A 26998-nucleotide genomic window follows, 5' to 3' on the forward strand; every position below is an offset into this window, starting at 1 on the left:
CGGTCTCAGGACCTGATGAACTCCAGAATGTCGCGGTTGATCACATCGGCATGAGTGGTGGGCATTCCGTGCGGAAACCCGTTGTAGGTCTTCAGGGTTCCGTTGGGCAGCAACTGCGCGGACAGCGGCCCGGAATCGTCATACGGAACCACCTGGTCGTCGTCGCCGTGCATGACCAGCACCGGTAGCTGAATTCTCTTCAGATCCGCGGTGAAATCCGTCTGGGAGAACGCCACGACGCCGTCGTAGTGTGCCTTGGCGCCACCCATCATGCCCTGGCGCCACCAGTTGGCGATGAGCGCTTCGACGGGTTCGACGCCGTCCCGGTTGAAGCCGTAGAACGGGCCTTCGGGAACCGCGCGGTAGAACCCGGAGCGGTTGGTGGCCACCTGGGTCTGGAAGTCGTCGAACACCGCCTTGGGCAGCCCGCCCGGGTTGGCGTCGGTCTGCACCATCAGCGGGGGCACCGCGGCGATCAGCACGGCCTTGGCGGCGCGCCCCTCCCCGTGGCGGGCCAGGAATCGAACCACCTCTCCGCCCCCGGTGGAGTGTCCGACGTGCACCGCATCTCGCAACTCCAGATGCCTGACCACAGCGGCGAGATCATCGGCGTAGTGATCCATGTCGTGGCCGTCGGCGACCTGGGTGGAACGGCCGTGACCGCGCCGGTCGTGGGCCACCACCCGGTAGCCCTTGTCGAGGAAGAACATCAGCTGGGCGTCCCAGTCGTCAGATGACAGCGGCCACCCGTGGCTGAAGACGATCGGCTGACCCGAACCCCAATCCTTGTAGAAGATCTCCACACCATCGTCGGTGGTCACTGTGGGCATCGTGGCTCTTCTCGCTCCGGGGCAACCGCCGCTATCCGGGATCGCTTCTCGGGCTGGATGTTACCCGCTCTGCGCGTGCTCGCGCGCGCCGTACGCGATGGACGGCAGCGATTTCCGGACGTTGTTTTCGGTGGCACCATCACTGCTCACCTGTCGGCAACCCCGGCGTCCTTGTACGTTCGTGCTATGGCTTCGCGGGCACCGTTGACGATCATGTTCTGGCCGGAGTCGGCCTACGGACCGACCAACCAATGCATCGGCCTTGCCGCCGTTCTGCGCGAGCGCGGCCACACCATCGTCTTCGCCGCCGAGAGCTCATGGGCAGGAAAGATCGCGCCGCTCGGATTCGTCGAGGAACTCGTTGATCTGGCAGAACCGGTCGCCGGTGCCGAAGACGAAGATCCCGGCAAATTCTGGACCGACTTCATCGCCGAGACCGCGCCGGAGTTCCGCAAGCCGACGATCGAGCAATTGTCGACGTTCATCCAGCCGACATATCAGGCCCTCATCGATGGGGCGAAGTACTGCGAGCCACGGTTACGCGAGATCGTCACCAGGCACCGCCCCGATGTCATCGTCGAAGACAACGTCGTGCTCTTCCCGGCACTGGTGACCTCAGGAGCGCCGTTCGTTCGGATCGTCTCCTGCAGCCCACTGGAGATTCCCGGGCCGGATGTGCCCCGCCGTTCTCCGGGCTGCCCAGCTCCGACCGCAGCGGCTGGGACGCCTACCGCGCCGAGTTCGACCGCTCCAACCGGACCATGTGGGCCGACTTCGACGCATGGGTCCGAGCGCAGGGTGCCGACGCTCTGCCCGAACTCGAGTTCATGCCCCGTGCCAACGCCGCCAACCTCTACGTCTATCCCGCCGAAGCGGACTACCTCGACGCACGGCCGCTGGATGCCAGCTGGGTCCGGTTGGACTCCAGTGTGCGCGAGATCGACGAGCAGTACGTACTGCCCACCGAATTCGCGAATCGGCCACGCGACAGTGCGCTCGTCTACCTGTCCCTGGGCTCGCTCGGTGGCGCCGACGTCGATCTCATGCAGCGTCTGGTCGACGTGCTCGGCACCACCAGGCACCGCTTCATCGTGAGCAAGGGACCGCAGGCGGGTCGAATAACGTTGGCTGCCAACATGGTGGGCGCCCAGATGCTGCCTCAGACCAACGTCATCCCACAGGTGGATCTGGTGATCTCGCACGGCGGCAACAACACCGTCACCGAGAGCTTGCACTTCGGCAAGCCGCTGATCGTGCTCCCGCTGTTCTGGGATCAGTACGAGAACGCCCAGCGCATCCACGAACTCGGGTTCGGGGTGCGGCTGGACACCTATGCCTTCGCCGACGAGGAGTTGACGGCAGCCGTGGATCGCCTGCTCGCTGACGTCGCACTCCGGGAGCGGCTCACCGACCTCGGCGCGGTTATCCGCGCACGCGACGGGTTACGGGTCGGTGCCGACGTCATCGAGAAGGTCGGTCGCCAACACCGGGCGTCGATTGACTGAGATCCTGGACACGCTCGACCTCGGTCCCCACCACCGACTAGCGGTGGTGACCGAAAACAACACGCTGTCAGCGGTTCCGATGGCGCTCGATGGTGATGGGGTGCTGCAGCGCGCCCACCCCGGTGACGGTGCCGCCGAGGCGCTGCTCGACCTGATCGCCGAGGTGACGGTCTCCCGGCGGACAGGACGTTTCGCCGTGCGATCGTGGACCGACCTGACTGCCGTGGGCGAACAGGCCATCGGCGTCGACCAGACCAACGAGTCGGTGATCGTCGGCGCCACCGCCGTCGTCAAATGGGCGACCCACCTGCAGCAGGGGCCGCACCCCGCCATGGCGCGGATCAATGCGCTGCGCGATGCCGGTTTCACCGGGATGCCCGCTCCCTGGGGACTGGTGACCTGGCAGCCACCGGGCGCTGCCGAAACGCTCGTGGCCTACGCCGACGAATTCCTGCCCGGCGCAGTGGACGGCTGGACCTGGGCGGTCGACATCGTGACCGCTGCATCCGCTCACCGCGACAGCGAATACCTCGCGGCCGCCATTGCAGAAGTCGGTACGCTTGTTGCCGAACTGCACGCTGCATTGGCACCTACCGCGTCCCTGGCATCCGAGAGGGACACCACGCGCTGGCGTGACGATGCCCTGGAACTACTCGAGACTGCTTGTGAAATCGGAGATTCCGCGAGTTGTAGGCTGCTGAGATCCGCCCGCGCGCAAATCGTCACCGAACTCGAGACGCTCGGTACCCTCGCCGGCACTGCGGTGCTCGAAGGCCACGGGGACCTTCACGTCGGGCAGGTGCTGCACGGTGCAGGACGGTTCGTCGTGACCGACTTCGACGGCAACCCGGTGCTGCCCGCCTCACAGCGCGCCCTGCCGATCCCTGCGGTGCTCGACGTAGCCGGGATGATCCAGTCGCTGGCGCATGTCGCGATCGTCGCGTCCAAGTACACCTCCCTCGATCCCGGCGACCTGGGCAAGGTGGACCGGCACGCACGTGAGGTCTTCCTCGCCGCCTACCGACGACGCCTCGCCGAGCTGGGTCATGCCCGACTCTACGACCCCCGCCCTCTGCGGGCCTTCCGGATACAGCAGGTGATACGTGAGATGATTTATGCCGCAAACCATCTCGACCGGTGGATGTACGTGCCCGATGCGGCGCTGCCCGCCCTCCTCGATGAGCGGACCGAGCTGTGAGGCCCGACGGTTTCATCGCTGACCTGCGTCGCAAACCGGAAATGCTCCACCGGCTCGCCGCATCGTTGGCCGCGGGTAATCCCTGGTCCTCGGTGGTGCCCGACGACGTCGACCGAGTGGTGCTGCTGGGCATGGGGTCTTCGGCCTATGCCAGCGGTGTGGCTGCCGCCCGGATGCGTGCCGGCGGCATCGTCGCCGCGGCGGAGCTGGCCTCGTCGCGGTTGGTGCCCGCGTGGGGGCCGCGGACGCTGGTGGTGGCGATCTCGGCCAGCGGAGGCTCGGTCGAGACGCTCGACGCTCTCGGCCGACTGCCGGACTCGGTGCCTACCGTCGCGCTGACCAACACTGCCCGCTCCGACATCGCGGCGCGCTGCCACGCCGTGGTCACCATGGACGCGGATCCGGAGGTCGGCGGGGTCGCGTGCCGCAGTTACCAGCACACACTGGCATTGCTGATGGCGCTGCAATGCCACCTCACCGGGGCCGACACCGTCGCGCTGGCAGCCGCGGTGGATGCGGCGGCAACGGCCAGCACCCACCTCCTCGACACCGAAACCGACTGGTGCCCCGTAGTCACCGAACTGCTGCTCGGGCCGGCCGGCAGTCACCTCGCCGCGCCGGCCGAGCGACTGTGTTCGGCTCAGCAGGGCGCGTTGATGCTGCGGGAGGGCCCGCGACGCGCGGCAGTCGGCTGTGAGACCGGCGATTGGAGCCACGTCGACGTCTACTTGACCAAAACGACCGACTATCGGCTGCTGGTGTTCTCCGGCTCCCCGTGGGAGCAACAGCTGGCCGAATGGACCATCTCCCGCGGCAGCACGGTCGTCGGGGTGGGCGGCGAGGTGCCGGGCGCGCGGTACACCGTTCGTTATCCGGGTGACGACAACGACGACGTCGCACTTCTCGCTGAGACCCTGGTTCCTGAACTCATCGCGGCGAGGGCATGGCAGCACGGCGCAGACGTCAGGGCGGAGACGGGTGTGCAGTAGCGACGATTCCGTGGCGCGCCAGCAGAGCGAGTCGTCGGGAGTAGCCGTGCTCAGCCGCCCAGGTGATCTGGGTGTGCCACATCTGTTCCCGGGTCGGAATGGCCTCGCCGAGCCGGAGCTCCCACGGGCTGGGCCCGGCGTCTGCCAGTCCGTGGCCGAACAGCAACTTCAGGTGCGAGTCGTCGGGGCGGAACATCCGGTTGTAGAGCGCCTGTTGGTCGACCGGGTGGGCGCCCCACTCGAGCAGCAGCGTGGCCAGTTCCGGCGCGTAGGGGTGGCGCGGCTGGCGGCGGGGCCCCAGCTCGCCTTCCCCGAACGCTCCGGTGAGGGCGGTGAACGGCGTCGACATCCCACGCCACAGGTACCCGGCATTGGGATCGGCACCAGCCTGCAGCAACAGCGTTGCCGCAGCGAGGACTTGACTTCGGGTACGGCCGAGTTCGACACGGGAGTAGCACAGGTACATCAGCGGCACCCAGTCGTACGGCCCGCCCGTGATCGTCGCCAGGTCACGCCGGCCGGCCAGATGGGCGCTGAGCGCCAACGGATCCGCGGCTGCAGCGGCAGCCCACACGTGCTGTGCGACGAGGTCCGGGTCAGCGGCGGCCATCTCGGCTGCGGCAGCCCGCCGCGGCGGCGCGTCGGCGTCGGTGTAGCCCAGCACCGAAAGCGCACAGAACCGGTCCGGCGCGGCAAGGGCGTCCGTGTCTACTCGGCTCGGGTCGACGGCGAGGTCGGCGACGATCCCCAGATAGTGGACGACGGATGCCCAATCGGAGAAGCCGTAGCTCCGTGCGACCGTCAACTCTGCGTCATCCAATGTGAACGGGCCGGATCGCGCCGCCAGTGCGAGGTCCGGACCCGGATGGTGCCTGCGGACGAACCCTTTCCCGGCGACGTCTCCCTCGCTCACCTGCCGGTGCAGGGTGCGCACCTCGTCGCACAAGGGACCCAGCGAGGCATTGTCGGGCAGCGTGCTGGTCATGGCAGCCCCCTTCGTGACCGCAACGAGTGTACGTCTGCCGACATCCACCGGATCAACAGTGCTGGCGCGGTACGATCCGGGGCGTGTGGGTGATGCGCGTCGTCGGACCGGTCGGGCTCTGCCTGGTGACCATGGGCCTGTACGCGGTGCCGCAACCACCCGAGGCCTCGGCCGACGTGTGCGGCTCGGTCGGGGGTCGCCACGTCTCGGTGAACGCGTGCGGCAGCATTGCCGACGCCATCGCGCCGTGGGTCCCGCCACCTTCCGAGTACGTCCCACTGCCGCAGGACTACGACACCGCGGCGCCTCCCCCGCCACCGCCGCCGCCACCGCCGCCACCAGATGTCACCGTGTGCGCCGACTTCGGGCGGCGCATCAGCGTGAGCGGTTGCGTGTAGCTACTCGTAGTTGATTCCGGAGCGGAATTCCGTTGTCGAGAAGTCGATCTGAGCGTCCGGGTTCGCGATCGCGGTCGTCGTTCCCGCGCCGAACGCGCCCAGGCTGTCGAACAGCGTGGCAGTGCCGACAGCGATGCCTTCGGCGGCGTGGTGCGAGTCAGCCTGGATGCCGATCCAGTCGTCGACAGGAAGACGCGAGAGCGCCACGGTCAGGTCACCGTTGATGTATCCGACGCCGGCGCTTCCGAGGTTGGTCACCAGGCTGGTCGCCTCTGCGACCATCGCCGCCCGGACGAACGGTGAGTTGCTCTGCCCCGTGACAACACTGATGCCGTCGTTGTAGAAGCGCTTTCGTGAGTCGTTCTGATGCTCGCCCGGCGAGCGGGTCCATCCGGCATCGTCGCTACCCACGAACGGCAGAACGGTGCCGTCGGTCGGCGGTGGCTCCGGAAAGCTGGTCGCCGACTTCCACAGCTTTCCCGGCGGCGCGGTCGACGGCCGGTACTGCACCAACGTCGCCCTGGCCGTGACGCGCCCGTTCTGCACGACGTCACACTCCGCCGCCCGGACCCTACGGCCGTCGCGAACGATCGTGATGTCCAAGGTCGTGAGCACGTTCCGCGCCGCGCGGAACAGGTCCACCGTCAATCGAGCCGGTCGCAACTCCGTTGATCCGCAACTGATCTCGAGACCGCGGGCTACCAAACCGACGATCGCCGGACCGTTGAGGTGGTCGTCACCCCAGTGGCTCTGCGCGAATCGGGTGGGCATGAACCCGCCGTCGACCTGCATGAAATGTGCCGGCTCCGCCGCCACTCAGGTGTTCCTGCCGCCATTGACCCCGAGGATCTGGCCGGTGATGTAACCGGCCTCTTCCGAGATCAGAAATGCGCAGGCTGCTGCGATGTCCTCGGGGCGGCCCATCCGCCGCACCGGCGTGGCGTCGATGGTTGCCTGCACATCTCCAAGTAGACCGCGCGCCTGCGCACCGCGCAGCATCGGGGTGTCGATGAAGCCGGGCGGAACGGCGTTGACGGTGATGCCGGCCGGGCCGTACTCCAGCGCGAGAGACTTGGTCAGCCCGTTGACCGCGGACTTGGCGGCCACGTAATGCGTCATGTAGGGCGTCCCCGAGTGGGTGCTCGACGACGAGATGTTGACGATCCGGCCCCAGCCCGCGGAGATCATGTCCGGCAGTGCCGCCTGGATGCAGTGGAACACCCCGTTGAGGTTCACATCGACCACGCGCTGCCATTCGGCGAAGGTGATGTCGGTGAACTTCTTGAACCCGTCCAGGCCCGCGGCGTTCACCAGGATGGACACCGGGTCGCCCGATTGCGCACGGATCGCGCTCAACGCAGCATCCACCTGAGCGCGGTCGGTCACGTCAGCGACATGGGCGTATTCGTCGTCGGACGGGCTGAGGTCGATGGTCGCGACGTGGTGACCGTCGGCCCGCAGCCGCTGCACCACCGCCCGCCCGATGCCCGAGCCGCCCCCGGTGACCACTGCAGTCTTCATGCCGATTTCCTCTCTGGGTAACCACTTCTCATGCGTGGCGCGGCCGCCGGATGCGTAGACCCAGCGTTCGTCGCGCTGCGTCGACGAGGTAGGACTGCAGTTCGTCGTCGCTCAGCTCGGCCGACAGCGGACCCGCCGCGGCCGCCAGGCCCGCGAACACCATCGCCGCCTTGACCCTGCCTGCCGGCCCGGGATCGACATCGGAGAGAAGAGATAGCTGGCGTGTGATCAACTGCGTCCAGTCACGGTGCGCATCGAGTGCCTCCGCGACGCTGGGGTCGGCGGCGAGCACCCCCACCAGACCCCGGTTCCGCACCGCCAGCGCTGCGTATCCGGTCAGCATCCGATCCGCTCTGGCGGACACCGAACGTTTGGCCTCCGCAGCGTCGATCACTTCCGCCAGTTCCTCCATCACAGGCTCGAGTACCGCGAGCAACAGCTGCTCACGAGTCCGGAAGTGGTGGTAGATCGCTGCTTTGGTGAACCCGAGGTGGTCGGCGATCATCTGCAGGGAGGTGCCGGCGTAGCTGTGCCGGGTGAAAAGGCTGACGGCGACGTCGATCAGCCGGGCACGGGTGTCCGACGCCGGGTGCGCCTGCGCCGCGATGGTGTCCACGGCCCGCTCCCGTCGTCGATTTCCTTTACGAACGTAAAGTACCCGACTAGCCGATCGTAAAGCAACCGGGTCCGTCCGAGGGGGTCACCTCGCTGGTCCTCAGCGGTTCAGCTGCCATATCCGCGTCGACAGGACCGTCGCAAACGCGCACCACACGGGATACGCGGTCAGCGCCGCACCGGCAGGGGCGTTCACCGCGGCCGCCCGGCGCACCAGGTCCACACTGCTGGCGGTCAGCAGACCTGCACCCACCGCAGCCGCACCCAGCCGCTTGCGATTGAAGAAGATCCAGCTCCAGCCGGCGTTGAGCGCCAGATTGGCAGCCAACGCCCGGGTGTACGCCCGCGCCTGCTCGGTTTCCCCGCGGTCGTTCAACGTGTCGATCGTCGAGGCGGACACGACGGCGATGTCGCTGTAGAGAATGTTCCACGCGACGGGAAAGGCCAGTCGGGGCGGCTGGAAACCGGGCTTCTTCAGCCGGTCGTACCACGGCGACTGGACCGCAGGTGTGGTGGCCAGGGCTCCGAGGCCGGCTGCGGCGAATGCCGCCCCGGCGGTCTTTGCGAGGGTCAACGGGCGCATGGAGAGTCCTTCCTGCAGGCGGGACGCCACGGGCGGTGGCATGACGATCATTACCCGCGCCACGGCATCACGAACCCCGGGTGAACTGGTGACCCCGCGGCTACCCCTCGGCCGGTTGTCGGCACCTCTCGGTCAGCCGTGATAATCAACAGCGAAACCAAGATGAACTAACGATCGGAGCGGACGTGCACGAGACGGGCACCGGCACGTCCGGCCGCCCGGTCGACCCGCCGATCAAGGCGCCGCGGTTCCTGGTCGTCGGCCTGAGCGTGGTGGTGCTCACCGTGGCGGTGCTGCAGACCGCAGTGGTCCCGGTGCTCGGGGTGATCGCCGAGCAGCTGGGCGCGTCGACGGTGGCGGTCAGCTGGGTGGTGACGGCCAACCTGCTGGCGGCCGTCGCCGCGACCCCGCTGATCGGGCGCCTGGCCGACCTGCACCGCAAGAAGCGGGTGCTGCTCATCGTGCTGGCTGTCGTGCTGGCCGGTTCCCTGCTGGCCGCCACCACCACATCGCTTCCGCTGCTGATCCTGGCCCGGGTGCTGCAAGCGGCCTCGTTTGCGCTGTACCCGATCAGCATCGCGATCCTGCGCGAAGAGATCAGGCACGACAGGATGGGATCGGCGATGGCGGTGCTGTCCGGCACGCTGGGATTCGGCGGCGGCACCGGCCTGGTGGTGGTGGGCTTGCTGATGAGCGGTGACCCGGGGTACCACCGCGTCTTCTGGCTCACCACGGCGTTCACGGTGCTCGTCGTGGTGATCGTGGTGGCCGTAGTCCCGGACCGGCCGCGCAGCACCACCGGCACGATCGACTGGCTGGGTGCGCTGGGCCTGGCAGCGGGATTGTCGGCACTGCTGCTGGCGATCACCCAGGGAACCTCGTGGGGGTGGGCCTCGCCGCGCACGGTCCTCAGCGCGGTCGGTGGGGTCGTCGTACTCGTCGGGTGGTGGGTGTGGGAGAAACGCACCGCACGGCCACTGGTCTCGACCCGGATGCTGTCGCGGCGCACGATGCTGTTCACCAACCTCGCGACCATCTTCGTCGGCATGGGCCTGTATTTCGCATTCCTGGGCCTCACCCAGTTCGTGCAGATCCCGCGGGAGGTGGCGGGCTACGGATTCGGTGCCACGGTGCTCGAGGCGAGCGTGATCTATCTGCTTCCCGGTGCGGTCACCGGGTTCGTGGTCGCGTTGTTGAGCGGCCGCTTCATCGACCGGTTCGGCGCCCGACCGGTTCTGGTGGTCGCCGCGATGGCGGGGATCACCGGCTTTCTGTTCATCGCGTTCGCGCACACGTCACCGTGGCAGGTGATCATCGCGAACATCCTGGCCAACGCCTACATCAGCCTTGGCTACGGGGCACTGCCCGCACTGGTGGTCGGCGAGGTCGCAGCCGGCGAGACCGGGGTTGCCACCAGCATGAACGCAATCGCCCGCACAGTCGGCAGCTCCACCGCCGCCGCCCTTGTCGCGGTCCTGCTGAGCCGGACGACCCTGACGGGGACCCCGATGGAGAGCAGCTTCGTCGCCATCTTCGTCTGCGGAGCCATCACCGCCGCACTGGCGATGGTGCTGATCGCGTTGTCGCGACAGCGGTCACCCAGCGTCGAATCGCCGGAAGCCCGCTACGAATCGCGTGCGATGAACCACGAGTGGGGGTGACGTTAGCGCAGCTCGGCCAGGTTGCAGACCGACCGGCGCACGTCCCCCTTGATGACCCTGGCGACCACCCCGCCGACGGGCGTGTTCAGCAGTCCGCCGGACAGCTCGGCGATAACCCGGAACGTCGACCCGTCGACACCGCCCGGGTCGTCCCGGCCGCCCGGTTCGACCTGCATCGTCAGCGTGATGCGGACACCACCGCGGCCGTTGCCGAGCAGTTCGATCCCCTTGGGTTCGTCATACCTGGTGACGCGCCAGTGGATGACGTTGCGGAACCCCTTGACCTTGATCAGCGACGAGACCTGGGTGTCGACGTCGATGACTGCGGGAACCTCGCTCTTCCAACCGCCGAAAATGGTCAACCATTCGCCGAAGCGCCCGAGATCCGAGGCGAGCTCCCACGCGCGTTCGGGAGTGAGTTCGGAAGAAACCGCCACGTCGACTGAAGCCATGCACTATTCACTACCCCACACGATGACCCAGGTAAACGGCTAGCGGACCGGGCGCCGGATTCCGGCGCGTGGCGAGCCCGTCGGCTGCGACACTGAAGCGATCACGATCACTGTGCCGGCGGACCCCCGCTCCGGCGACAGCGCCGTGCGCGCATATCGCGGATTCTCGTGCGATCTGCCCGAAGCAGCGAGGGATTCCATTGTGTTTTTGTAAATTCGTTGCGGAATCGCTTGCGAAGGTCCGTCCGATCCGCGAAGGTTTATCGACAGCCCCTGCGGCTGCACCTGAGGAGGACCTGCGCTGACCGGCACACACACCACCGCTGTAGACCACACGGCGGGAACGGAGGCCACCCGCGCCAAGGGCGGTCCCGTCATCGAGATCGACCATGTCACCAAACGCTTCGACGACTACGTCGCGGTTGCCGACGCGGACTTCTCGATCGCGTCCGGGGAGTTCTTCTCCATGCTCGGACCCTCGGGATGCGGCAAGACCACGACGCTGCGGATGATCGCGGGCTTCGAGACGCCGACCGAGGGCGCCATCCGGCTCGAGGGCGCGGATGTCTCCCGAACCCCGCCGAACAAGCGCAACGTCAACACGGTGTTCCAGCACTACGCGCTCTTCCCGCACATGACCGTGTGGGACAACGTCGCCTATGGGCCGCGCAGTGCCAAAAAAGACAAGCAAGAGGTTCGCAAGCGCGTCGACGAACTCCTCGAGATCGTGCGCCTGAGCGATTTCGCGGAGCGCAAACCCGCCCAACTGTCCGGCGGCCAGCAGCAGCGAGTCGCCCTGGCTCGTGCTCTGGTCAACTACCCCAGCGCGCTGCTGCTCGACGAACCGCTCGGCGCGCTGGACCTCAAGTTGCGCCACGCCATGCAGTTCGAGCTCAAGCGCATCCAGCGCGAGGTCGGGATCACGTTCGTCTACGTGACGCACGACCAAGAGGAAGCGCTCACGATGAGCGACCGGATCGCGGTGATGAACGCCGGCAACGTCGACCAGATCGGCACCCCGACCGAGATCTACGACCGGCCCTCCACTGTGTTCGTCGCGAGCTTCATTGGCCAGGCCAACCTCTGGTCCGGGCGCCAGACAGGGCGCTCCAACCGCGAGTTCGTGGAGGTCGAGGTCCTCGGCTCAACGCTGAAGGCCCGTCCGGGTGACACCACCATCGAGCCCGGCGGCCACGCAGCGTTGATGGTCCGCCCGGAGCGGGTGCGGGTGTCGATCGACGCCCCGACCGGCGATGTGGCCGGTGTGCGGGCCACGGTGCGCGACCTGACCTTCCAGGGGCCGGTGGTGCGGCTGTTGCTGTCGGCACCGGACGACTCGGAGGTCATCGCCCACGTCGGGCCGGAACAGGATCTGCCGCTACTGCGTCCGGGCGACGAGGTCTATGTGTGCTGGGCTCCGGACGCCTCACTGGTGCTGCCCGGCGCCGACATCCCGACCACCGAGGATCTCGAGGAGATGCTCGACGACTCCTGATGCTTTCCCCCGCCGGCCCGTCCGGCGTGACCCGTCCCCCCATCGGAGCCGACGAAAGGCACAGCTGCCATGTCCCGTGATCTTCCCTTCCCTGCCGATCCTGCGCTGCTCGCCCGGCTGACCGCGAGCCGGACCTCTCGACGGCGTTTCATCGGCGGTGGGGCCGCGGCCGCGACCGCGCTGACCCTCGGCTCGTCTTTTCTGACTGCCTGCGGATCAGACAGCGGCACCTCCAGCGCCCCCACCGACGACGGCGGTCCCGCCAGCGGCACGCTGCGCATCTCGAACTGGCCGTTGTACATGGCCGACGGGTTCATCGCCGACTTCCAGACGGCGTCGGGGATCACCGTCGACTACAAGGAAGACTTCAACGACAACGAACAGTGGTTCGCCAAGAACCGGGAGCCGTTGTCGCGAAAGCAGGACATCGGCGCCGACCTGGCGATCCCGACCACGTTCCTGGCGGTGCGGCTGCACCAACTGGGCTGGCTCAACGACATCAGCGACGAGGGCGTGCCCAACAAGAAGAACATCCGCCCCGACCTGCTGGAGGCCAGCGTCGACCCGGGTCGTCAGTTCAGCGCGCCATACATGTCCGGGCTCGTCGGGCTCGCCTACAACCGCGCCGCCACCGGCCGCGACATCTCGACGATCGACGACCTGTGGGATCCCGCGTTCCGGGGCCGGGTCAGCCTGTTCTCCGACGCGCAGGACGGTCTCGGGATGATCATGCTCTCGCAGGGGAACACCCCGGAGAACCCGACCACCGAGAGCGTGCAGCAGGCCATCGACCTGGTTCGCGAACAGAACGACCAGGGCCAGATCCGCAGGTTCACCGGCAACGACTACGCCGACGATCTGGCGGCCGGCAACATCGCTGTCGCACAAGCGTATTCGGGCGATGTGGTACAGCTGCAGGCGGACAACCCCGATCTGCAGTTCATCGTCCCCGAAACGGGCGCGACCACGTTCGTCGACACGATGGTCATCCCCTACACCACACAGAACCAGAAGGCCGCCGAGGCGTGGATCAACTACGTCTACGACCGGGCCAACTACGCCAAATTGGTCTCCTACGTCCAATACGTGCCGGTGCTCTCGGGCATGACCGAGGAACTGGAGAAGATCGATCCGGAGTCCGCCCGCAACCCGCTGATCAACCCCCCCGAGGACGTGCTGGCGAAGTCGAAGGGCTGGGCGGCGTTGACCGACGAGCAGACGCAGGAGTACAACACCGCGTACGCCGCCGTCACCGGCGGCTGACACATGGCCGGTGTCGCCACCAGCAGTCGGCAGCGGAGCAAGATCGCCCCGTACCTGATGGTCCTGCCGGCGCTCGCGTACCTCGGCATTTTCTTCGTGGTGCCTTTCTTCTCGCTGGCGCGCACATCGTTGTCGGAGACCGGCGGATCGGTGTTCATGCCGACGCTGACGTTCGCCTGGGACATCGGCAACTTCGGCGACGCGTTCACCGAGTACCGCGAGCAGATCTTCCGGTCCTTCGGCTACGCGTTCGCGGCCACCCTGCTGTGCCTGGTGCTGGCGTTCCCGCTGGCATACGTCATCGCATTCAAGGCGGGTCGCTTCAAGAACCTGATCCTCGGCCTTGTCATCCTGCCGTTCTTCGTGACGTTCCTGATCCGCACGCTCGCCTGGAAGACGATCCTGGCCGATGACGGCTGGCTCGTCACCGCGCTGGGCACCATCGGCCTGCTTCCTGACGAAGGGCGCCTGCTGTCCACGAGCTGGGCGGTCATCGGTGGTCTGACCTACAACTGGATCATCTTCATGATCCTGCCGTTGTACGTCAGCCTCGAGAAGATCGATCCACGGCTGCTCGAGGCGTCCAAGGACCTCTACTCGTCGACGCCACGGAGTTTCCGCAAGGTGATCCTGCCGCTGTCGATGCCGGGGGTGCTCGCGGGCAGCATGCTGGTGTTCATCCCGTCGGTCGGCGATTTCATCAACGCCGACTATCTCGGGAGTACCCAGACGACGATGATCGGCAATGTCATCCAGAAACAGTTCCTCGTCGTCAAGGACTACCCTGCCGCTGCCGCGCTCAGCCTCGGGTTGATGGTCACGATCCTCGTCGGGGTGCTGCTCTACGCCAGGGCGCTCGGCACGGAGGACCTGGTATGACGACACAGGCAGGCGCCGCGGTCGCCACCGCCGCACAGCAGGACCCCCGCCCGAAAAAGCTGAAGTCACGACGCAATTGGGGTGACGTGCTGCTGCGCATCGTTGCCGGGTTGGTGCTGTTGTATCTGTTCCTGCCGATCTTCGTGATCATCTTGTTCTCGTTCAACAAGCCCGTCGGCAGATTCAACTACAGCTGGGAAGGCTTCACGCTGGACAACTGGGCGGACCCGTTCAAGTACCCGCCCCTGACCGACGCACTGAAACTGAGCCTCAACGTCGCCGCGGTGTCCACCGCGGTGGCCCTGGTGCTGGGGACGTTGGTGGCGGTGGCGCTGGTCCGCCAGCGCTGGCGCGGACAGCGAGCGGTCGACACCTTCCTGATCCTGCCGCTGACGGCCCCCGAGGTGGTGATGGGTGCGGCGCTGCTGACCCTGTTCCTCGATCTCAGCTGGCCGGCCGGCTACACCACGATCCTGATCGCGCACATCGCCTTCGAGGTCAGTTTCATCGCGATGACCGTGCGTGCCCGGGTCCGTGGCTTCGACTGGACCCTCGAGGACGCCTCGCTGGATCTGGGCGCCGGCCCGGCCCGGACGTTCTTCAAGGTGACGCTGCCGCTGATCGTGCCCGGTATCGTCGCGGCGGCGATGCTGTCGTTCGCGTTGTCGCTGGACGACTTCATCATCACCTATTTTGTCAGCGGCTCGACCGTGACCTACCCCCTCTACGTCAACGCGGCGGTCAAAGCGGCGGTGCCGCCGCAGATCAACGTGCTGGCCACCGCGATCCTGTTGGTCAGCCTGCTGCTATTGGCGGTGGGCACGTTGTACCGGCGCAAGAGGTTCGCCGGCTGACCGGTGCCGACCTGAACGACGGAGCTTACTTCAGCAGCATCGTGCGATGGTTGGCCGCGATCTCGTGTTGCATCTCGGCCCGGGACAGTTCATGCATGCCGCATTCGCAGGCAGCCGGTACCAGATCGTCAGCGTAGCGTCCCGCATCCAGGACGTCGACGTAGCGCGAGCCGTGTCTGCTCGCGTGGTGCGCAGCGTCGACGAAATCCCGGTCTCCGTGTGCGTGCGGGCCGACACGTGATTCGAACACCGCTCCGGCGGATGTACTGAAAACAGCTGCGACATGGTGGCTTCGGCCACAACGCACCCGCAACAGAGCGCGGTGGTCTCGTTCAGCGCCGAGCGCGTCCAGCGCCTCCAGGGCTGCAGCCCGGCGTTCAGTCGGTGTGGTGGCGTTCTGATGCCTCATGGCTTCCTCCGCATTCCGGGTCGAACCTCTCGAACGGTACTGACCAGACGGGCCCGCGTCAGGAGTCGAAGGTCACCTCTCGCCCGTCGACGGCGAGGTCGCGAAGGCGTCCTCGATCCACATCAGCAACTCGGCCAGTTCCAGGCTCCCGATGCCCAAGCAGACCTTGGTCCCCAGACAGTGGGCACAAGTGCCCTGTCGGCAGGCAGAATCCGACCCCGGCGACCACAATCCTCCGCCGGTCCGGAACGGTGCCGATAGGGTCGGACCGTGTCCACGTTGGGCTGGATCCTGTTGGCGGGCTTGGCCATGAGCACGCTGGCCCTCGTGGGCAGCACCGCCCTGCTCATACCGGACCGGTTGTTTTCGCGCATCGTGATGCCTTTGGTGGGTCTGGCGGCTGGTGCGCTGCTGGGCGGCGCGCTCTTTCACATGCTGCCCGAATCGATTTCGACCATCGGGAACCACCTGTCGGTCTTTGCGTGGGTCGCCGCCGGGTTGTTCTCATTTCATGTACTCGAACAGTTCTTGCACTGGCACCACTGCCATCGTCCGATCCGTGAGCACCGCCCCCTGGGCTACCTCATCCTCGCCGCCGACGGACTCCACAACCTGATCGGCGGCATGGCGGTCGGGAGCGCATTCGTCGTCGACTTTCGCCTCGGCATCGTCACATGGTTGGTGGCGGCGGCCCACGAGATTCCGCAGGAACTCGGTGACTTCGGAATCCTCGTGCACAGCGGCTGGAACACTCGGCAGGCGTTGCTCTACAACGTCCTGTCAGCACTGACATTTCCTGCGGGAGGGCTGCTCGCATACGGGTTTGCCGGCCATGTCGACGTCGCCGTTCTGGTGCCGTTCGCCGCCGGGAACTTCATCTACATCGCACTCACCGATCTACTGCCGGAGATCAGCACGTCGCCGATCGCCAAGCACAAGATCGTGCAGACACTCAGCTTCGCAATCGGACTCCTGGTGCTCTGGGTGATCGCTGTGCTGGCGTGAGAGGTGGATTCCCCGGGCGGGGACGCGGTTCGGGACTGTGGTCAATCGGCTCAAGGACTTAGTTCCATTCCGGTGCGTCGTTCCTTTGGGGAACACTCAATTGATGAGGCCATTTGACGATCGGATGGACGCTGGACGCCAACTGGCACAGCGTCTCGATCCCCTACGCGGCCAGGACATCGTGGTCCTCGGCCTGCCGCGGGGCGGCGTGCCGGTGGGCTTTCAGGTCGCCCAATCGCTGCACGCCCCACTCGACGTGCTCATGGTGCGCAAGCTCGGCGTCCCCTTCCAGCCCGAACTCGCCTTCGGCGCCATCGGTGAGGACGGGGTGCGGGTGCTCAACGACCGCGTGGTCCACGAGGCGCACCTCGACGGCGACGCGATGGATGCCGTCGAACGCAAGCAGCGGGCCGAACTACGGCGCCGTGTGGAACGCTTCCGCGCCGGGCGCAGCCGGATTCCGTTGACAGGGCGGATCGCCGTCATCGTCGACGACGGTATCGCCACCGGTGCGACCGCCAAAGCGGCATGCCAGGTCGCCCGCGCTCACGGCGCGAACAGGGTCGTGTTGGCGGTACCGATCGGACCTGACGATCTCGCCGAGCGGTTCGCCGGATACGCCGACGAGGTGATCTGCCTGCGAACGCCCACGTACTTCTCCGCCGTCGGGCAGGGATACCGCCACTTCACGCAGACCTCCGACGACGAGGTGGTCGCACTGCTCGACCGAGCGCGGAGTGGCATGCCGAAACCCGCGGGCACCGGGGCCGAGGACCCACCGATGTGGGACGAAGAAGTCGAGGTGGCTGCAGGGCCGGTGATGTTGGCAGGACATCTGACCGTCCCCGAGAATCCTTCGGGTGTCGTCGTCTTCGCACACGGCAGCGGGAGCAGCCGGCACAGCCCTCGAAATCGTTATGTCGCTGAGGTATTGAACGAGGCTGGGCTTGCCACTCTGTTGTTCGATCTGCTCACACCCGAGGAGGAACGTCACCGGGCCAACGTCTTCGACATCGAATTACTGGCCCGACGCCTGGTTGACGTCACATTCTGGCTGGCGGGCCGGCCGGCCACAGCGTCCCTCCCGGTCGGCTACTTCGGTGCGAGCACCGGGGCGGGGGCGGCGCTGGTCGCGGCTGCCGATCCCCGCACGAAGGTCGGCGCGGTCGTCTCCCGCGGTGGCAGGCCCGACCTCGCCGGTCGCTCGCTGATGAAGGTCTCGGTTCCCACCTTGCTGATCGTGGGCGGGCAGGACGATGTGGTCTTCGAACTGAACCGACAGGCGCAGGCGGCAATACCCGGCAAGTGCAAACTCAGCGTGGTTCCCCGCGCCACGCACCTGTTCGAAGAACCGGGCACGCTCGAACAGGTGGCGAAGCTGGCGTGTGAGTGGTTCGTCGACCACCTGAGCCGCGTCGTCGTGCGGCCGTAACGACGCCGTTCTGCCGCGAAACACTCGAAGAGGCAAGGCGAATGCGAACTGAATACCACCAAGAGCTGGCCGAACTGGGCACCTCACTGACGCAGTTGTGCGATTTGGCCGCGACCCTCATCGGTCACGCGACCCGGGCACTGCTCGACGCTGACCTCGAGCTGGCGGAGCAGGTCATCAGCGACTACGGCAGGGTCACGGCACTGAGCACCACCGCCGAGGAGCGGGCCATTTCGTTGCTGGCCCTCCAACAGCCGGTCGCAGGCGACCTTCGCAGCATCGTCAGCCACCTACAGTGCATCGGTGAGGTCGAGCGGATGGGCGCCCTGGCCGTGCACGTCGCCAAGATCGTCCGTCAGCGACATCCGCAGCACGTGTTGCCTGCGGACATCGCGGACCAGTGCGCCGAGATGGGCCGGATCGCCGTCGAATTGGCGAACGACGCGAGGACGGTGGTGGCCTCGGGCGACCCGGACAAGGCAGCCCGACTGCGCGAGCAGGACGACGCCATGGATGAGCTGCACGAGCACCTGCTCGCTGCGCTGTTGGATCCCGGATGGAGGCACGGCGCCGGTGCAGCAGTCGATCTCGCGTTGCTCGGGCGCTTCTACGAGCGCTTCGCCGACCATGCCGTGGAGATCGGCAGGCGGGTGGTCTTCGAGGCGACCGGCACGCTGCCGCCCGAGCAGGGAATCGGGACCTACTAGAAGCGTGTCAGGCCACCTCGAGTGGCACCGTGGCGCGGGCTCCGGTGCGTGCCGCTCCCGCGCCTGCTGTCACCACGAAGAGGATGCCGGCCACAGCCAGGGCGCTCGGAACCTGTTCGAGCACAAGCAGTCCGACCAGCATTGCCAGCGCCGGTTCCAAGCTCATCAGGGTGCCGAACGCCGCGGTGGTGAGCCGGCGAAGAGCCAGCATCTCCAATGTGAACGGCACCACCGGCAACAGTATGGCGAGCCCGACTCCGATCAGCAGGATCTGCGGCGTCATCCGGTCGAAGACCGCGGGACCAACGGCGAGGGTCGCCACCAATCCGGCGACGGGCATCGACACCGCCAGGCCGCTGATCCCGGCGACCTCGTCCCCGACCCGCTGGGTGAGCACGATATACCCGGCCCAGCAGGCGGCTGCGGCGAGCGCGTACCCGGCACCGACGGGGTCGACCGCCCCGCTCCACGGCTCAGTGAGCAGCACGACGCCCACCGCTGCCAGACCCGGCCACACCGTGCGGGCGCGACCGTGGCCACGTGCGATGGCCACGCCCAGCGGTCCCAGGAATTCCAGCGCGCTGGCGGTGCCGAGCGGGATGCGATCCAGGGCCGCCATGAACAGCAACGTGATCGCCGCCGTGACGACGCCGAGCAGGACACACGTCAGGAAGCTGTTGCGGGTGAAGGCCGACCGGCGCGGCCGGACGATGACCAGCAGCAGGATCCCCGCCCATGCGAGTCGCAGCCATGCCGCGCCTTCGACGCCGATGTCGTCGATCAGCGATACGGCCACCGCCAGCCCCATCTGCAGACAGACCATGGCGCCTACCGCCATGAACGCGCCGGTGCGGGCCTGCTCGGTGCTCACCCCTGCATTGAACGGGACGCCGACTGCTCAGGTCCACGCGTTTTCGCCGGAGGCACCCCGGAGGCGGCGGCCGTGCTAGCGAGCGGCGGTGCTCCGCCGTCCGGTGACACCGAGGTAGATCGCGATCAACACGATCGCGATGATGACGCCGACCAGGAACGGGATGATCTCGAAACCGCCGTTCTCGTTGGAGTACCCGAGTTGATAGGTCACCCACGAGCCCAGAAACGACCCGAGCGCGCCGAGGGCCACGGTCATGATGACCCCGATGTTCTGCTTTCCGGGCATGATCAGTCGGGCGAGACCTCCCACAATCAGCCCGACGACGATGGCTCCGAGGATCGTCCAAAGCATCTCGTACTCCTCACGGGTCGCGCCAGCGGAGTTCCCACTGCCTGAGTCCGCTCTACCCGTTATCGCCGGCCCCAATCTCCGGCGACCGCTCAGTCCTGGCGTGGGTCGGGCACCGACGGCCAGTCCCGCGACACCGACGACGTCCACCGGGGCTCACGCCGCTGCAGGAACGCAGCCACCCCTTCGCGCGCATCGGCGGTCCCCATCACCCGCCGGTGCATCTCGGTCTCCAGCGCCGCCACCTCGCGGGGGCCGTAGCCCTTGGTCATCGTGTCCCAGAGCAACCGCTTGGTCAGCGCCACCGACATCGGCGCGACGTTGACGGCGATGTCGCGGGCGATCGACATCGTGTGGTCGAGAACTTCGGCCGCGGGCAGCGTGCGGGTGGCGATGCCCATCGCCGCGGCTTCCGCTCCGTCGAACGTCCGCCCGGTCAGCAGCAGGTCGGCGGCGACCGCACCGCCGACCAGATGTGGCAGCGTCCAGTGCGCCATGCAGTCCGGCAATACACCGCGACGCACCTGCGCGACAGCATATTTGGCGTCGGTCGCCATGATCCGGAGGTCGGCCTGGAGCGAGATCGTCAACCCGATCCCGATGGCGTGGCCGTTGATGGCGGCAAGCACGGGTTTCCGCAGTTCGAACGCAGCGGGGTCGATGGGTGACGCCGTGAAACTGCCGACCGCGGATTCGGCGTCGAACGGGTTGGTCGCCGCAGCGAAGTCGGCGCCCGCGCAGAACGCATCCCCCGCGCCGGTCAGCACGATCGCGCGGACGTCGTCTGCAGCGTCGCACTCCCGGTAGGCACGGCTGAGCTGGGCGCCCATCGCCGTGGTGTAGGCGTTGCGCCGCTCCGGCCTGTTCAGGGTCAACAGCGCCACGCCACCGGCGACGGCGACGGTCAGGTCACTCATTCCGCGAACTTAGCGCCTCAACCGCGGGTGGAGGAGCAGGTCGAAGCCGGGCGGAAGGTGCCGGGTTTGCCGCGGCATGACCGCGGGAACACAGCCGTCATGTTGATCCGACGTGTTGCTCGCCCCATGCTCTCAGCAGTGTTCATCTCGCGTGGCGTCGAGGCCCTTCGAAGCCCCAAACCCGCAGCGGATGCGACCCGCCAGACTCTCGAGGAACTCAGTAAACTGCCGGATCCAGTCGGCACGAACGTGCCGTCGGATGCCGAGACGGTGGCCCGGGTCAGCGCGGCGGTGCAGATCGGTGGCGGGCTCCTCCTCGCGACGGGCAAACTGCCCCGGGTGGCATCGGCCGCCCTGGCGCTCAGCGTGGTCCCGGGTTCGCTTGGTGGACACGCGTTCTGGAACGAATCCGACCCCCAACGCAAAGCCGATGAGCGTCGCGCGTTCGTCACCGACGTCAGCCTGATCGGCGGACTCATCATCGCGGCCCTCGACACCGAGGGCAGGCCGTCGATCGGATGGCGCGGACGCCGCGCGGCGCGCAAGATGTCCGACGCCGTGTCATCAGCGCTTCCCGCCGGCCACGGATCGGGAAGCGCTCTGGCCGACAGCCAGCTCGCCGACAAGGTCGGCCACGGCCTGCACGTGGGAGCTGAGCGTGGGAGCAAACTGGCTCACGTGGCTCGCGAACGCGGCGGTGAGTTGGCCGACGTCGCCCGCGAGCGCGGCGGCGAGCTGGCCAGCGAATGGGCCGAGGTGGCCCGCGACCGCGGTGGTGAGCTGGCGGTGGCCGCGAAGACACGCGGTGGCGAGCTCGCAGAAGTGGCCCGCGCCCGCGCACCGGAGTTGGCCGAGGTGGCCCGCGGCCGCAGCGGCGAGTGGGCCGAACTGGCACGCCACCGCGCTGAGGTGGCCCGCGAACGCGCTGTCGAGCTCGCCGAAACCGCCGAGGCCGAGGCGAAGAAGGCGAACAAGAAGAGCCGGAAGCGCTGACCAGTCGTCTGACTTCGGCGCATATCCCCTCCCTGGGAGTGGGCTGCTCGATACGGTGAGGACGCATCCCTGCATCCACACAGAGAGCGGACTCCCATGACCAGCGACTACCCGCCCCAACCAGGACAATTTCCGGGTTCCTATCCACCTCCCGGCGGTGCACAGCAGCCCGGTGGACTCGGCCTGCGTTTCGCCGCTCGGGTGATCGACGGGGTGATCGTCGCGATCGTCGGCGGCATCGTCGTGTATGTGCTCGGGATGGCGTCCAACATCTGGGTCACCGGCCTGTTCACCGGGGCGTTGACGTTCGTCTATTACGTCGCGTTCGAGGTGACGCAGGGGTGGACGCCGGGCAAGAAACTGCTGGGGCTGCGAGTGCACGGACCAGCTGGGGCGACCAAGCCGACCGCCGCGCAGTCCGCGATCCGGAACTCGTGGACACTGCTGCCCATCGTGCCCTTCATCGGTGGCCTGCTGGGTGTCGTGGCCATCGTCGTCATCGCGATCACCATCAACGGCAGTCCCACCAAGCAGGGCAAGCACGACGAATTTGCGGGCGGCACCCAGGTCGTCAAAGGCTGAGGCGGCCGACCCGGTTAAGTCATACCATTGCATCTGCATTACAAAAACATCTGCCTTATCGCGCCCAGCAAACTGTATGACAAGATGTATGCGTGCAACCGGAACCTCATGGCGGGGCACTGCACAACAGCCTGCTGACCGCGCTGGGCACGGCCATCGTGTCCGGCGAGTACCCGGCGGGCCAGGTGATCACGCTCGACGGTGTCAGCGCTGAGCACGGCATGTCACGCAGCGTGGCCCGCGAGGCGATCCGCGTGCTGGAGTCGATGGGTATGGTCGAGTCCCGCCGTCGCGTGGGTATCACCATCCAACCCGCGCACCGATGGAACGTCTTCGACCCCAGGCTGATTCGTTGGCGACTGGAGTCCGGGGACCGCGCCGCTGTGCTGTTGTCGCTCTCCGAGCTTCGCAAGGGATTCGAGCCGGCCGCAGCAGTGCTTGCGGCTCGGCGGGCCGATCCGCACCAGTGCCGGATCATGGCAGCGGCGGTCTCGGACATGGTCGTCAACGGCCGCTCGGGGAACCTCGAGGCATATCTACTGGCCGACAAGATCTTTCACCGGACCCTGCTCGAAGCCAGTGGCAACGAGATGTTCAGGGCGCTCAACGGCGTGGTCGCCGAGTTGCTCAGCGGTCGCACCCATCACGGGATGATGCCCACCACGCCCAACCCGAAGGCGATCGATCTACACGACGAGGTCGCCCGCGCCATCAGGTTGGGGGACGAGGCGGCGGCCGAACAGGCGATGCGCGCGATCATCGAGGAGGCCGCCGACGCGGTCGCCAACGACGCCCCGGCGGTTCTTCAGCCCCGCTCCCAGTAGCTGTACTCGATCGTGCTCGCGGCCACGGCTGTGACGATCACCGTGAAGTCCGCGCGGACCGGACCTGCGACCACTGCACAGTCCACGCTGGTCCCGTGCCGGCCCTCGAGATCACCCGCGCACACCGCCGAATCGGGCCGCCTGGCGCTGTCAACGGCCAGTTCGTCCAACAACAGCCCCTCGACCTCAGCCCTGCTCAACACCGGGATCAAGTCAAAATCCATCCTCAGGCCCGCGACACGGTGCACCCGCGCGGTGCGCTGCACGGTGGCGCCGGCGGTGGTCACGTCACAGAGGGCAACGGCACCGATCTGGCCGACCAGGCCCGACGGGCACGACACCGATTCGCCGGGCGCCCCGGTGGCCGCAAGCATCCGCGACACCGCCCGCTCGAGTTGCGCTCCCGACAGCGTCGGCGACATCTCGTAATTGATCGTGGCCCCGTCGACGCCGGTCACGGTGACCAGCGGCGCGAAGCTGTTGGTCGGGCTGATCACGACGTCACACCGCGCGGTCTGGCCCACTTCCCCGATCAGGTCGTCCCGGCACGTGACCGACTGCAGCCGTTCCCCGGCGCTGGTCAAGCGAGCGGCGATGTCGGACTGCAAATCCGTGCCGGCCACCCGGGGAACGACCTCGGGGGCGGAGAACGCGCACGCGACGATGACACCACACGTTGCTGCCACCGTAGCCGTCGCGCCGATCACCTTCCTCATGTGCTGTCCTGTCACCACTGGGAAGTTTGCAGGGGACCCTAGCAGACCGCTTCGCACCCACATGGTTGACTGCGGTGTGGACAGAACACCTCTCCTCGCGCGCCGGCTGTTCGACCGCATCGAACCGGTGCACGCCGTGACCTACTTTGCTCCAGAAGCCAGATCGGCCCTCGACGGACTGGGCTACCGGGGTTTCTGGATGGGATACTTCGCAGCTCGCTCAGCCCCGTTCGGGCCGGTTCCCGCCACGGTCGTCACGGCCGCGTTCTACAACTTCACCCCGGAACGGGTCGCCAAGGCCCTACCGGATGCCTGGGACGTCGCGCCGCCCGCCGACGCGCTGCGCGCCCGCGAGCAGTCGGCCGTCGCGGCGCTGCGACGCTACGGCGTCACCGAAGAGGACGCCGCTCCGGCCGCCGAGCTCGCCGCGACTGCGGCACGCAGCGCCGACGTGGGCGGACGCCCGCTGTACGCCGCCAACCGGGCGCTGGATTGGCCGCAGCAGCCGCTTGCCCGGCTGTGGCATGCCGCCACCCTGCTGCGGGAACACCGCGGCGACGGCCATGTCGCAGTGCTGACCGCCGAAGGGGTGTCCGGGCGCGAGTGCAACGTGCTGCACGCCGCGGCCGGGCGGGTACCCGAGGCGATGATCAAGCGCAGCCGCGACTACGACGACGCCCAGTGGGCGCACCATCGGGACGCGCTGCAGCGGCGCGGGCTGCTCGACTCCGCCGGCGGCCTCACCGAGGCCGGCCGCCGGCTCAAGCAGCACATCGAGGATGCCACCGATGCGTTGGCCCTGCCGGTGCTCGAGGTGCTCGAGGACAGCGAAGTGGAGGCTCTGTTCCGGGCGCTGACGCCGATCACCAGGAAGGTGGTGGCCGGCGCCGATGTTCCGGCCGGCACGCCGATGGGGTTGAGCCGCGATGATCTCGACGACGACGGCGCCCACCTGAGCTGACGAGGGAAGTCAGTGGTGGGAGCCGGCCACATCGAGCGCGGGGTTGCGTTCGAAGAACCCAAAAGGCTTGAGCCAGAAGGACACCACGTCAACCGGCATCACCGGCCAGTCCTCGGGCCTGGTGATGTGATGGATGCCGAACACGTACCACAGCACGACGTCGGTGTTGTCGATGGAGCGGTCGGCTGCGGTCCACCTGGCCAGCCCGGTGTCTCGGGCAGACTGGTTGACGAACTCCCCTGCGGGCCAGCGCTCATCGGGCCGGTTCGGCGTGACCCACAGGGTGTGGCCGATGACGCCGGCACGCTCCAGCACCGGCGAGCCCGGCTCGAACATCGGCGGAATGGCTCCGCTCGGAACGAGTTTGTACGCCGGGTGCACGCCCAGTCCGGTGACGACGTTGGTGTTGACCACCTTCCAGGCGCGCTGGGTCGCGAAGTTCACGTCCTGCTTGGCCTCGCCCTCGCTGCGTAGCGCGGTGTTGCGCACCACCACCGAGAGGCCGTGCGGGTTGTCTGGACCAACCGGCTCGGCGTAGGACTCCGACATGAACACCGTGTTGTCACTGCCGTCGATGTCCATGTCCAGCCGGGCGATGAGGAAGTGTTGGTGGAACGGCGCATACGTGCGCTCGTCGACCAGTGTGCCGTTGGGGTTGGGCGCCCCGGGTGGCAGCGGGGTGGTCACCATGATTCCGGTGGCACGTACCTCACATTCGATGTTGCCGTCCTGGTAGAGCCGCCAGTAGACCAGGTACTCGTAGTTGGCGACAGTGACGTGGAACGACAGTGTGAGGCGGCGCATCCGCCGTACCTCGGCGCCGATGTCGTGGTCGACGTGCTTCCAGAGCACGGCGTTGTCTTCCTCGTGGATGCAGACGGCGTTACGGATCGTGTACGGCTCTCCCCTGCTGTTGTGCAGAACCGCGTCCAGATAACGGATCTCGCCAAGGCAGTCGCAGCCCAGGTCCAGCGAGGTCGTCATGAAACCCAGACCCCACTCACCGATGTCGAATGCGGTACGTCGGTAGTGGTCGGGAGACGGGTCTCGGTAGGGAACGACCATCTCCGCGAACGACATCCGGTGTGCGATCGAGCGGTCCTGGTCGCCGTCGCGGTAGCGCACGGTGTGCAGTGTCATGCCCTCCCGATGGTTGAACCCGACGCGCAACGACCAGTTCTGCCAACTCACCAGATTGCCTTCGAGGGTGAACGACGGCCCCCGCGGCTGGGTGATGTGCAGCGGCTCGAGCGGCTCCCGCCGGCTGGCCGCGCGGATTCGCTCCGGGATCTGGCTGGGCACATACTCCCCCATCACCTCCGGTGCCGTGGCTGCACCCGCGGCGAACGGGCCGTCGTCCTCGACCCGCAGCAACTGCATGCTGTTGACGTCGATGACACAGTGCAGTCCGCTCACCAGGCGGGCGTACGGGTTTGCGCCCGGCGCGGCCTTGACCCAGCTGTCCGACCACCCGATCCTGCGGTCCCGGAACTCCGGCGGTGCGACGGCGTCGCCGTAGGTCCAGGTGTCGAAGAACACCAGATCCATGTCGGTGATCCCGCGACTGGCCAACGCGGCGATCACCTCGGGATGAGAGCGCAGCAGCTGATCGCACTCGGCGAACTCGTCGACGGTGAAGTTCGCCTGCACACCGGGGATGTGCTCGAACGCCTCGACGCGGTCGTCGCTGAGCGACACCACGCTCTTGTAGGTGGCGTTGTCGTTCCGGTTGAAGCAGATGACCTCCGCGCGACGGGGTGGTCGCGGGCCACCGTCTGCGAACGCCGCCAACTCCGCCTTCGACGGTTCGACCAGTTCGATCGACGCGTACCGCCAACCGAGGTCGTGCCCGGAGCCGGGCGTGGCCCGTACGTCGTGCTCGCGTCGCAGGATCGACGCGACGGAACTGAACTCGTCAGGGCCGAGGGGGTCGAGCGGAAATCCGGCTGGGGGTGAGTCACTGGGCTGCGCCACGGACCAACGCAACCACATCCGGTGCAAC

29 protein-coding genes and 1 pseudogene are annotated in these 26998 nt (G+C 67.2%); 16 read left to right on the forward strand and 14 right to left on the reverse strand.

From position 1 onward, the window contains the following. Nucleotides 1-5: 5 nt before the first annotated feature. Nucleotides 6-830 carry an alpha/beta fold hydrolase gene (locus G6N53_RS20100; protein ID WP_163891331.1) on the reverse strand — a complete coding sequence of 275 codons (825 nt, stop codon included), beginning with the start codon at nt 828-830 and terminating at the stop codon, nt 6-8. Between the two features lie 315 nt (nt 831-1145). Next, nucleotides 1146-1301 (reverse strand): hypothetical protein, encoded by a 156-nt coding sequence (locus G6N53_RS30295; RefSeq protein WP_237166583.1) that lies wholly within the window; start codon nt 1299-1301, stop codon nt 1146-1148. Nucleotides 1302-1591: 290 nt separating this feature from the next. On the opposite strand from G6N53_RS30295, the gene G6N53_RS30300 reads away from it, so the two are divergent. From G6N53_RS30300 to G6N53_RS20115, 3 genes are read left to right on the forward strand one after another with little or no spacing between them, the layout of a single operon-like run. Further along, nucleotides 1592-2335: a glycosyltransferase gene (locus G6N53_RS30300; protein ID WP_237166584.1), complete on the forward strand. Its 744-nt coding sequence runs from the start codon at nt 1592-1594 to the stop codon at nt 2333-2335. Further along, a complete protein-coding gene (locus G6N53_RS20110; protein WP_272870975.1) occupies nt 2283-3533 on the forward strand; it encodes a glucosamine kinase in 1251 nt (416 codons plus the stop codon). Before G6N53_RS30300 ends, G6N53_RS20110 begins: the two co-directional genes overlap by 53 nt. Next, the gene (locus tag G6N53_RS20115) at nt 3530-4522 is read left to right on the forward strand and encodes an SIS domain-containing protein (protein WP_163891336.1); all 993 of its coding nucleotides are present in this window, start codon (nt 3530-3532) and stop codon (nt 4520-4522) included. The genes G6N53_RS20110 and G6N53_RS20115 overlap by 4 nt, the downstream gene beginning before the upstream one ends. Here G6N53_RS20115 and G6N53_RS20120 read toward each other — a convergent pair. Beyond that, nucleotides 4521-5507 (reverse strand): annotated as a pseudogene (locus G6N53_RS20120) (ankyrin repeat domain-containing protein); the annotation flags it as partial. The gene G6N53_RS20115 and the pseudogene G6N53_RS20120 overlap by 2 nt on opposite strands. Before the next feature lie 83 nt (nt 5508-5590). Here G6N53_RS20120 and G6N53_RS20125 point away from each other — a divergent pair. Beyond that, nucleotides 5591-5905 carry a hypothetical protein gene (locus tag G6N53_RS20125; RefSeq protein ID WP_163891340.1) on the forward strand — a complete coding sequence of 105 codons (315 nt, stop codon included), beginning with the start codon at nt 5591-5593 and terminating at the stop codon, nt 5903-5905. Here the strand turns inward: G6N53_RS20125 and G6N53_RS20130 are convergent, their stop codons facing one another. The 4 genes from G6N53_RS20130 to G6N53_RS20145 all read right to left on the reverse strand — a co-directional run bounded on the left by G6N53_RS20130 (nt 5906) and on the right by G6N53_RS20145 (nt 8624). Beyond that, nucleotides 5906-6676, reverse strand: coding sequence for an acyl-CoA thioesterase domain-containing protein (locus G6N53_RS20130; protein ID WP_163896124.1), 771 nt, complete (start codon nt 6674-6676; stop codon nt 5906-5908). Between the two features lie 45 nt (nt 6677-6721). After that, a complete protein-coding gene (locus G6N53_RS20135; RefSeq protein WP_163891342.1) occupies nt 6722-7426 on the reverse strand; it encodes an SDR family NAD(P)-dependent oxidoreductase in 705 nt (234 codons plus the stop codon). Nucleotides 7427-7454: 28 nt separating this feature from the next. Next, nucleotides 7455-8042: a TetR/AcrR family transcriptional regulator gene (locus tag G6N53_RS20140; protein WP_163891344.1), complete on the reverse strand. Its 588-nt coding sequence runs from the start codon at nt 8040-8042 to the stop codon at nt 7455-7457. A 99-nt stretch (nt 8043-8141) separates the two neighbouring features. Beyond that, nucleotides 8142-8624: a TspO/MBR family protein gene (locus G6N53_RS20145; RefSeq protein WP_163891346.1), complete on the reverse strand. Its 483-nt coding sequence runs from the start codon at nt 8622-8624 to the stop codon at nt 8142-8144. A 185-nt stretch (nt 8625-8809) separates the two neighbouring features. Here G6N53_RS20145 and G6N53_RS20150 point away from each other — a divergent pair, with 185 nt between their 5' ends. After that, complete coding sequence (locus tag G6N53_RS20150; RefSeq protein ID WP_163891348.1) at nt 8810-10285, forward strand: MFS transporter; 1476 nt, start codon at nt 8810-8812, stop codon at nt 10283-10285. 2 nt (nt 10286-10287) lie between these two features. Here G6N53_RS20150 and G6N53_RS20155 read toward each other — a convergent pair whose 3' ends face one another. Then, nucleotides 10288-10737: a type II toxin-antitoxin system Rv0910 family toxin gene (locus G6N53_RS20155; RefSeq protein WP_163891350.1), complete on the reverse strand. Its 450-nt coding sequence runs from the start codon at nt 10735-10737 to the stop codon at nt 10288-10290. A 466-nt stretch (nt 10738-11203) separates the two neighbouring features. Between G6N53_RS20155 and G6N53_RS20160 the strand changes: the two genes are divergently transcribed. From G6N53_RS20160 to G6N53_RS20175, 4 genes are all read left to right on the forward strand, one after another. Beyond that, nucleotides 11204-12232: an ABC transporter ATP-binding protein gene (locus G6N53_RS20160; RefSeq protein ID WP_237166586.1), complete on the forward strand. Its 1029-nt coding sequence runs from the start codon at nt 11204-11206 to the stop codon at nt 12230-12232. Between the two features lie 69 nt (nt 12233-12301). Continuing rightward, nucleotides 12302-13495: a polyamine ABC transporter substrate-binding protein gene (locus G6N53_RS20165; protein WP_163891352.1), complete on the forward strand. Its 1194-nt coding sequence runs from the start codon at nt 12302-12304 to the stop codon at nt 13493-13495. Nucleotides 13496-13498: 3 nt separating this feature from the next. Beyond that, nucleotides 13499-14374 (forward strand): ABC transporter permease, encoded by an 876-nt coding sequence (locus tag G6N53_RS20170; protein ID WP_163891355.1) that lies wholly within the window; start codon nt 13499-13501, stop codon nt 14372-14374. Continuing rightward, nucleotides 14371-15228, forward strand: a complete 858-nt coding sequence (locus tag G6N53_RS20175; protein WP_163891358.1) for an ABC transporter permease — start codon at nt 14371-14373, stop codon at nt 15226-15228. Before G6N53_RS20170 ends, G6N53_RS20175 begins: the two co-directional genes overlap by 4 nt. Before the next feature lie 25 nt (nt 15229-15253). Here G6N53_RS20175 and G6N53_RS20180 read toward each other — a convergent pair whose 3' ends face one another. Continuing rightward, on the reverse strand, nt 15254-15637 hold the full coding sequence (locus G6N53_RS20180) for a hypothetical protein (RefSeq protein ID WP_163891360.1): 384 nt from the start codon (nt 15635-15637) through the stop codon (nt 15254-15256). Between the two features lie 270 nt (nt 15638-15907). Here G6N53_RS20180 and G6N53_RS20185 point away from each other — a divergent pair, with 270 nt between their 5' ends. From G6N53_RS20185 to phoU, 3 genes are all read left to right on the forward strand, one after another. Then, complete coding sequence (locus G6N53_RS20185) at nt 15908-16642, forward strand: ZIP family metal transporter (RefSeq protein ID WP_237166587.1); 735 nt, start codon at nt 15908-15910, stop codon at nt 16640-16642. Nucleotides 16643-16745: 103 nt separating this feature from the next. After that, entirely contained in the window at nt 16746-18074 is a 1329-nt protein-coding gene (locus G6N53_RS20190) for a phosphoribosyltransferase (RefSeq protein WP_163891362.1), read from the forward strand. 41 nt (nt 18075-18115) lie between these two features. Then, the gene (phoU, locus tag G6N53_RS20195; protein ID WP_163891364.1) at nt 18116-18781 is read left to right on the forward strand and encodes a phosphate signaling complex protein PhoU; all 666 of its coding nucleotides are present in this window, start codon (nt 18116-18118) and stop codon (nt 18779-18781) included. A gap of 7 nt (nt 18782-18788) precedes the next feature. On the opposite strand, the gene G6N53_RS20200 is transcribed toward phoU, so the two are convergent. The 3 genes from G6N53_RS20200 to G6N53_RS20210 form a co-directional block, all read right to left on the reverse strand. Beyond that, nucleotides 18789-19652, reverse strand: coding sequence for an EamA family transporter (locus G6N53_RS20200; RefSeq protein WP_163891366.1), 864 nt, complete (start codon nt 19650-19652; stop codon nt 18789-18791). Between the two features lie 75 nt (nt 19653-19727). Then, complete coding sequence (locus G6N53_RS20205) at nt 19728-20006, reverse strand: GlsB/YeaQ/YmgE family stress response membrane protein (RefSeq protein WP_163891368.1); 279 nt, start codon at nt 20004-20006, stop codon at nt 19728-19730. A gap of 89 nt (nt 20007-20095) precedes the next feature. After that, the gene (locus G6N53_RS20210) at nt 20096-20920 is read right to left on the reverse strand and encodes an enoyl-CoA hydratase/isomerase family protein (protein WP_163891370.1); all 825 of its coding nucleotides are present in this window, start codon (nt 20918-20920) and stop codon (nt 20096-20098) included. A gap of 99 nt (nt 20921-21019) precedes the next feature. On the opposite strand from G6N53_RS20210, the gene G6N53_RS20215 reads away from it, so the two are divergent. The 3 genes from G6N53_RS20215 (at nt 21020) to G6N53_RS20225 (ending at nt 23319) form a co-directional block, all read left to right on the forward strand. Beyond that, nucleotides 21020-21913, forward strand: coding sequence for a DoxX family protein (locus G6N53_RS20215; protein ID WP_163891372.1), 894 nt, complete (start codon nt 21020-21022; stop codon nt 21911-21913). A 96-nt stretch (nt 21914-22009) separates the two neighbouring features. After that, nucleotides 22010-22495 (forward strand): RDD family protein, encoded by a 486-nt coding sequence (locus G6N53_RS20220; RefSeq protein ID WP_163891374.1) that lies wholly within the window; start codon nt 22010-22012, stop codon nt 22493-22495. A gap of 92 nt (nt 22496-22587) precedes the next feature. After that, nucleotides 22588-23319 (forward strand): FadR/GntR family transcriptional regulator, encoded by a 732-nt coding sequence (locus tag G6N53_RS20225; RefSeq protein WP_163891376.1) that lies wholly within the window; start codon nt 22588-22590, stop codon nt 23317-23319. Here the strand turns inward: G6N53_RS20225 and G6N53_RS20230 are convergent. Beyond that, nucleotides 23301-24035 (reverse strand): DUF4333 domain-containing protein, encoded by a 735-nt coding sequence (locus G6N53_RS20230; RefSeq protein WP_163891377.1) that lies wholly within the window; start codon nt 24033-24035, stop codon nt 23301-23303. The genes G6N53_RS20225 and G6N53_RS20230 overlap by 19 nt on opposite strands. A gap of 76 nt (nt 24036-24111) precedes the next feature. On the opposite strand from G6N53_RS20230, the gene G6N53_RS20235 reads away from it, so the two are divergent. Beyond that, a complete protein-coding gene (locus G6N53_RS20235; protein ID WP_163891380.1) occupies nt 24112-24996 on the forward strand; it encodes an SCO6745 family protein in 885 nt (294 codons plus the stop codon). A 9-nt stretch (nt 24997-25005) separates the two neighbouring features. Here the strand turns inward: G6N53_RS20235 and G6N53_RS20240 are convergent, their stop codons facing one another. Next, nucleotides 25006-26988: a primary-amine oxidase gene (locus tag G6N53_RS20240; RefSeq protein ID WP_205390422.1), complete on the reverse strand. Its 1983-nt coding sequence runs from the start codon at nt 26986-26988 to the stop codon at nt 25006-25008. Nucleotides 26989-26998: the final 10 nt, after the last annotated feature.

The sequence above is a fragment of the Mycolicibacterium hippocampi genome, from assembly GCF_010723735.1.
Classification (GTDB): Bacteria; Actinomycetota; Actinomycetes; order Mycobacteriales; family Mycobacteriaceae; genus Mycobacterium; species Mycobacterium hippocampi.

Bases quoted from the DNA above. Each gene is read 5' to 3' on its own strand.
- G6N53_RS20100 (WP_163891331.1), bottom strand. From the start codon at position 830: ATGCCCACAGTGACCACCGACGATGGTGTGGAGATCTTCTACAAGGAT.
- G6N53_RS30300 (WP_237166584.1), top strand. From the start codon at position 1,592: ATGTGGGCCGACTTCGACGCATGGGTCCGAGCGCAGGGTGCCGACGCT.
- G6N53_RS20130 (WP_163896124.1), bottom strand. From the start codon at position 6,676: ATGCCCACCCGATTCGCGCAGAGCCACTGGGGTGACGACCACCTCAAC.
- G6N53_RS20135 (WP_163891342.1), bottom strand. From the start codon at position 7,426: ATGAAGACTGCAGTGGTCACCGGGGGCGGCTCGGGCATCGGGCGGGCG.
- G6N53_RS20145 (WP_163891346.1), bottom strand. From the start codon at position 8,624: ATGCGCCCGTTGACCCTCGCAAAGACCGCCGGGGCGGCATTCGCCGCA.
- G6N53_RS20155 (WP_163891350.1), bottom strand. From the start codon at position 10,737: ATGGCTTCAGTCGACGTGGCGGTTTCTTCCGAACTCACTCCCGAACGC.
- G6N53_RS20160 (WP_237166586.1), top strand. From the start codon at position 11,204: ATGCTCGGACCCTCGGGATGCGGCAAGACCACGACGCTGCGGATGATC.
- G6N53_RS20165 (WP_163891352.1), top strand. From the start codon at position 12,302: ATGTCCCGTGATCTTCCCTTCCCTGCCGATCCTGCGCTGCTCGCCCGG.
- G6N53_RS20170 (WP_163891355.1), top strand. From the start codon at position 13,499: ATGGCCGGTGTCGCCACCAGCAGTCGGCAGCGGAGCAAGATCGCCCCG.
- G6N53_RS20175 (WP_163891358.1), top strand. From the start codon at position 14,371: ATGACGACACAGGCAGGCGCCGCGGTCGCCACCGCCGCACAGCAGGAC.
- G6N53_RS20180 (WP_163891360.1), bottom strand. From the start codon at position 15,637: ATGAGGCATCAGAACGCCACCACACCGACTGAACGCCGGGCTGCAGCC.
- G6N53_RS20190 (WP_163891362.1), top strand. From the start codon at position 16,746: ATGAGGCCATTTGACGATCGGATGGACGCTGGACGCCAACTGGCACAG.
- phoU (WP_163891364.1), top strand. From the start codon at position 18,116: ATGCGAACTGAATACCACCAAGAGCTGGCCGAACTGGGCACCTCACTG.
- G6N53_RS20205 (WP_163891368.1), bottom strand. From the start codon at position 20,006: ATGCTTTGGACGATCCTCGGAGCCATCGTCGTCGGGCTGATTGTGGGA.
- G6N53_RS20210 (WP_163891370.1), bottom strand. From the start codon at position 20,920: ATGAGTGACCTGACCGTCGCCGTCGCCGGTGGCGTGGCGCTGTTGACC.
- G6N53_RS20215 (WP_163891372.1), top strand. From the start codon at position 21,020: ATGTTGATCCGACGTGTTGCTCGCCCCATGCTCTCAGCAGTGTTCATC.
- G6N53_RS20220 (WP_163891374.1), top strand. From the start codon at position 22,010: ATGACCAGCGACTACCCGCCCCAACCAGGACAATTTCCGGGTTCCTAT.
- G6N53_RS20230 (WP_163891377.1), bottom strand. From the start codon at position 24,035: ATGAGGAAGGTGATCGGCGCGACGGCTACGGTGGCAGCAACGTGTGGT.
- G6N53_RS20240 (WP_205390422.1), bottom strand. From the start codon at position 26,988: ATGTGGTTGCGTTGGTCCGTGGCGCAGCCCAGTGACTCACCCCCAGCC.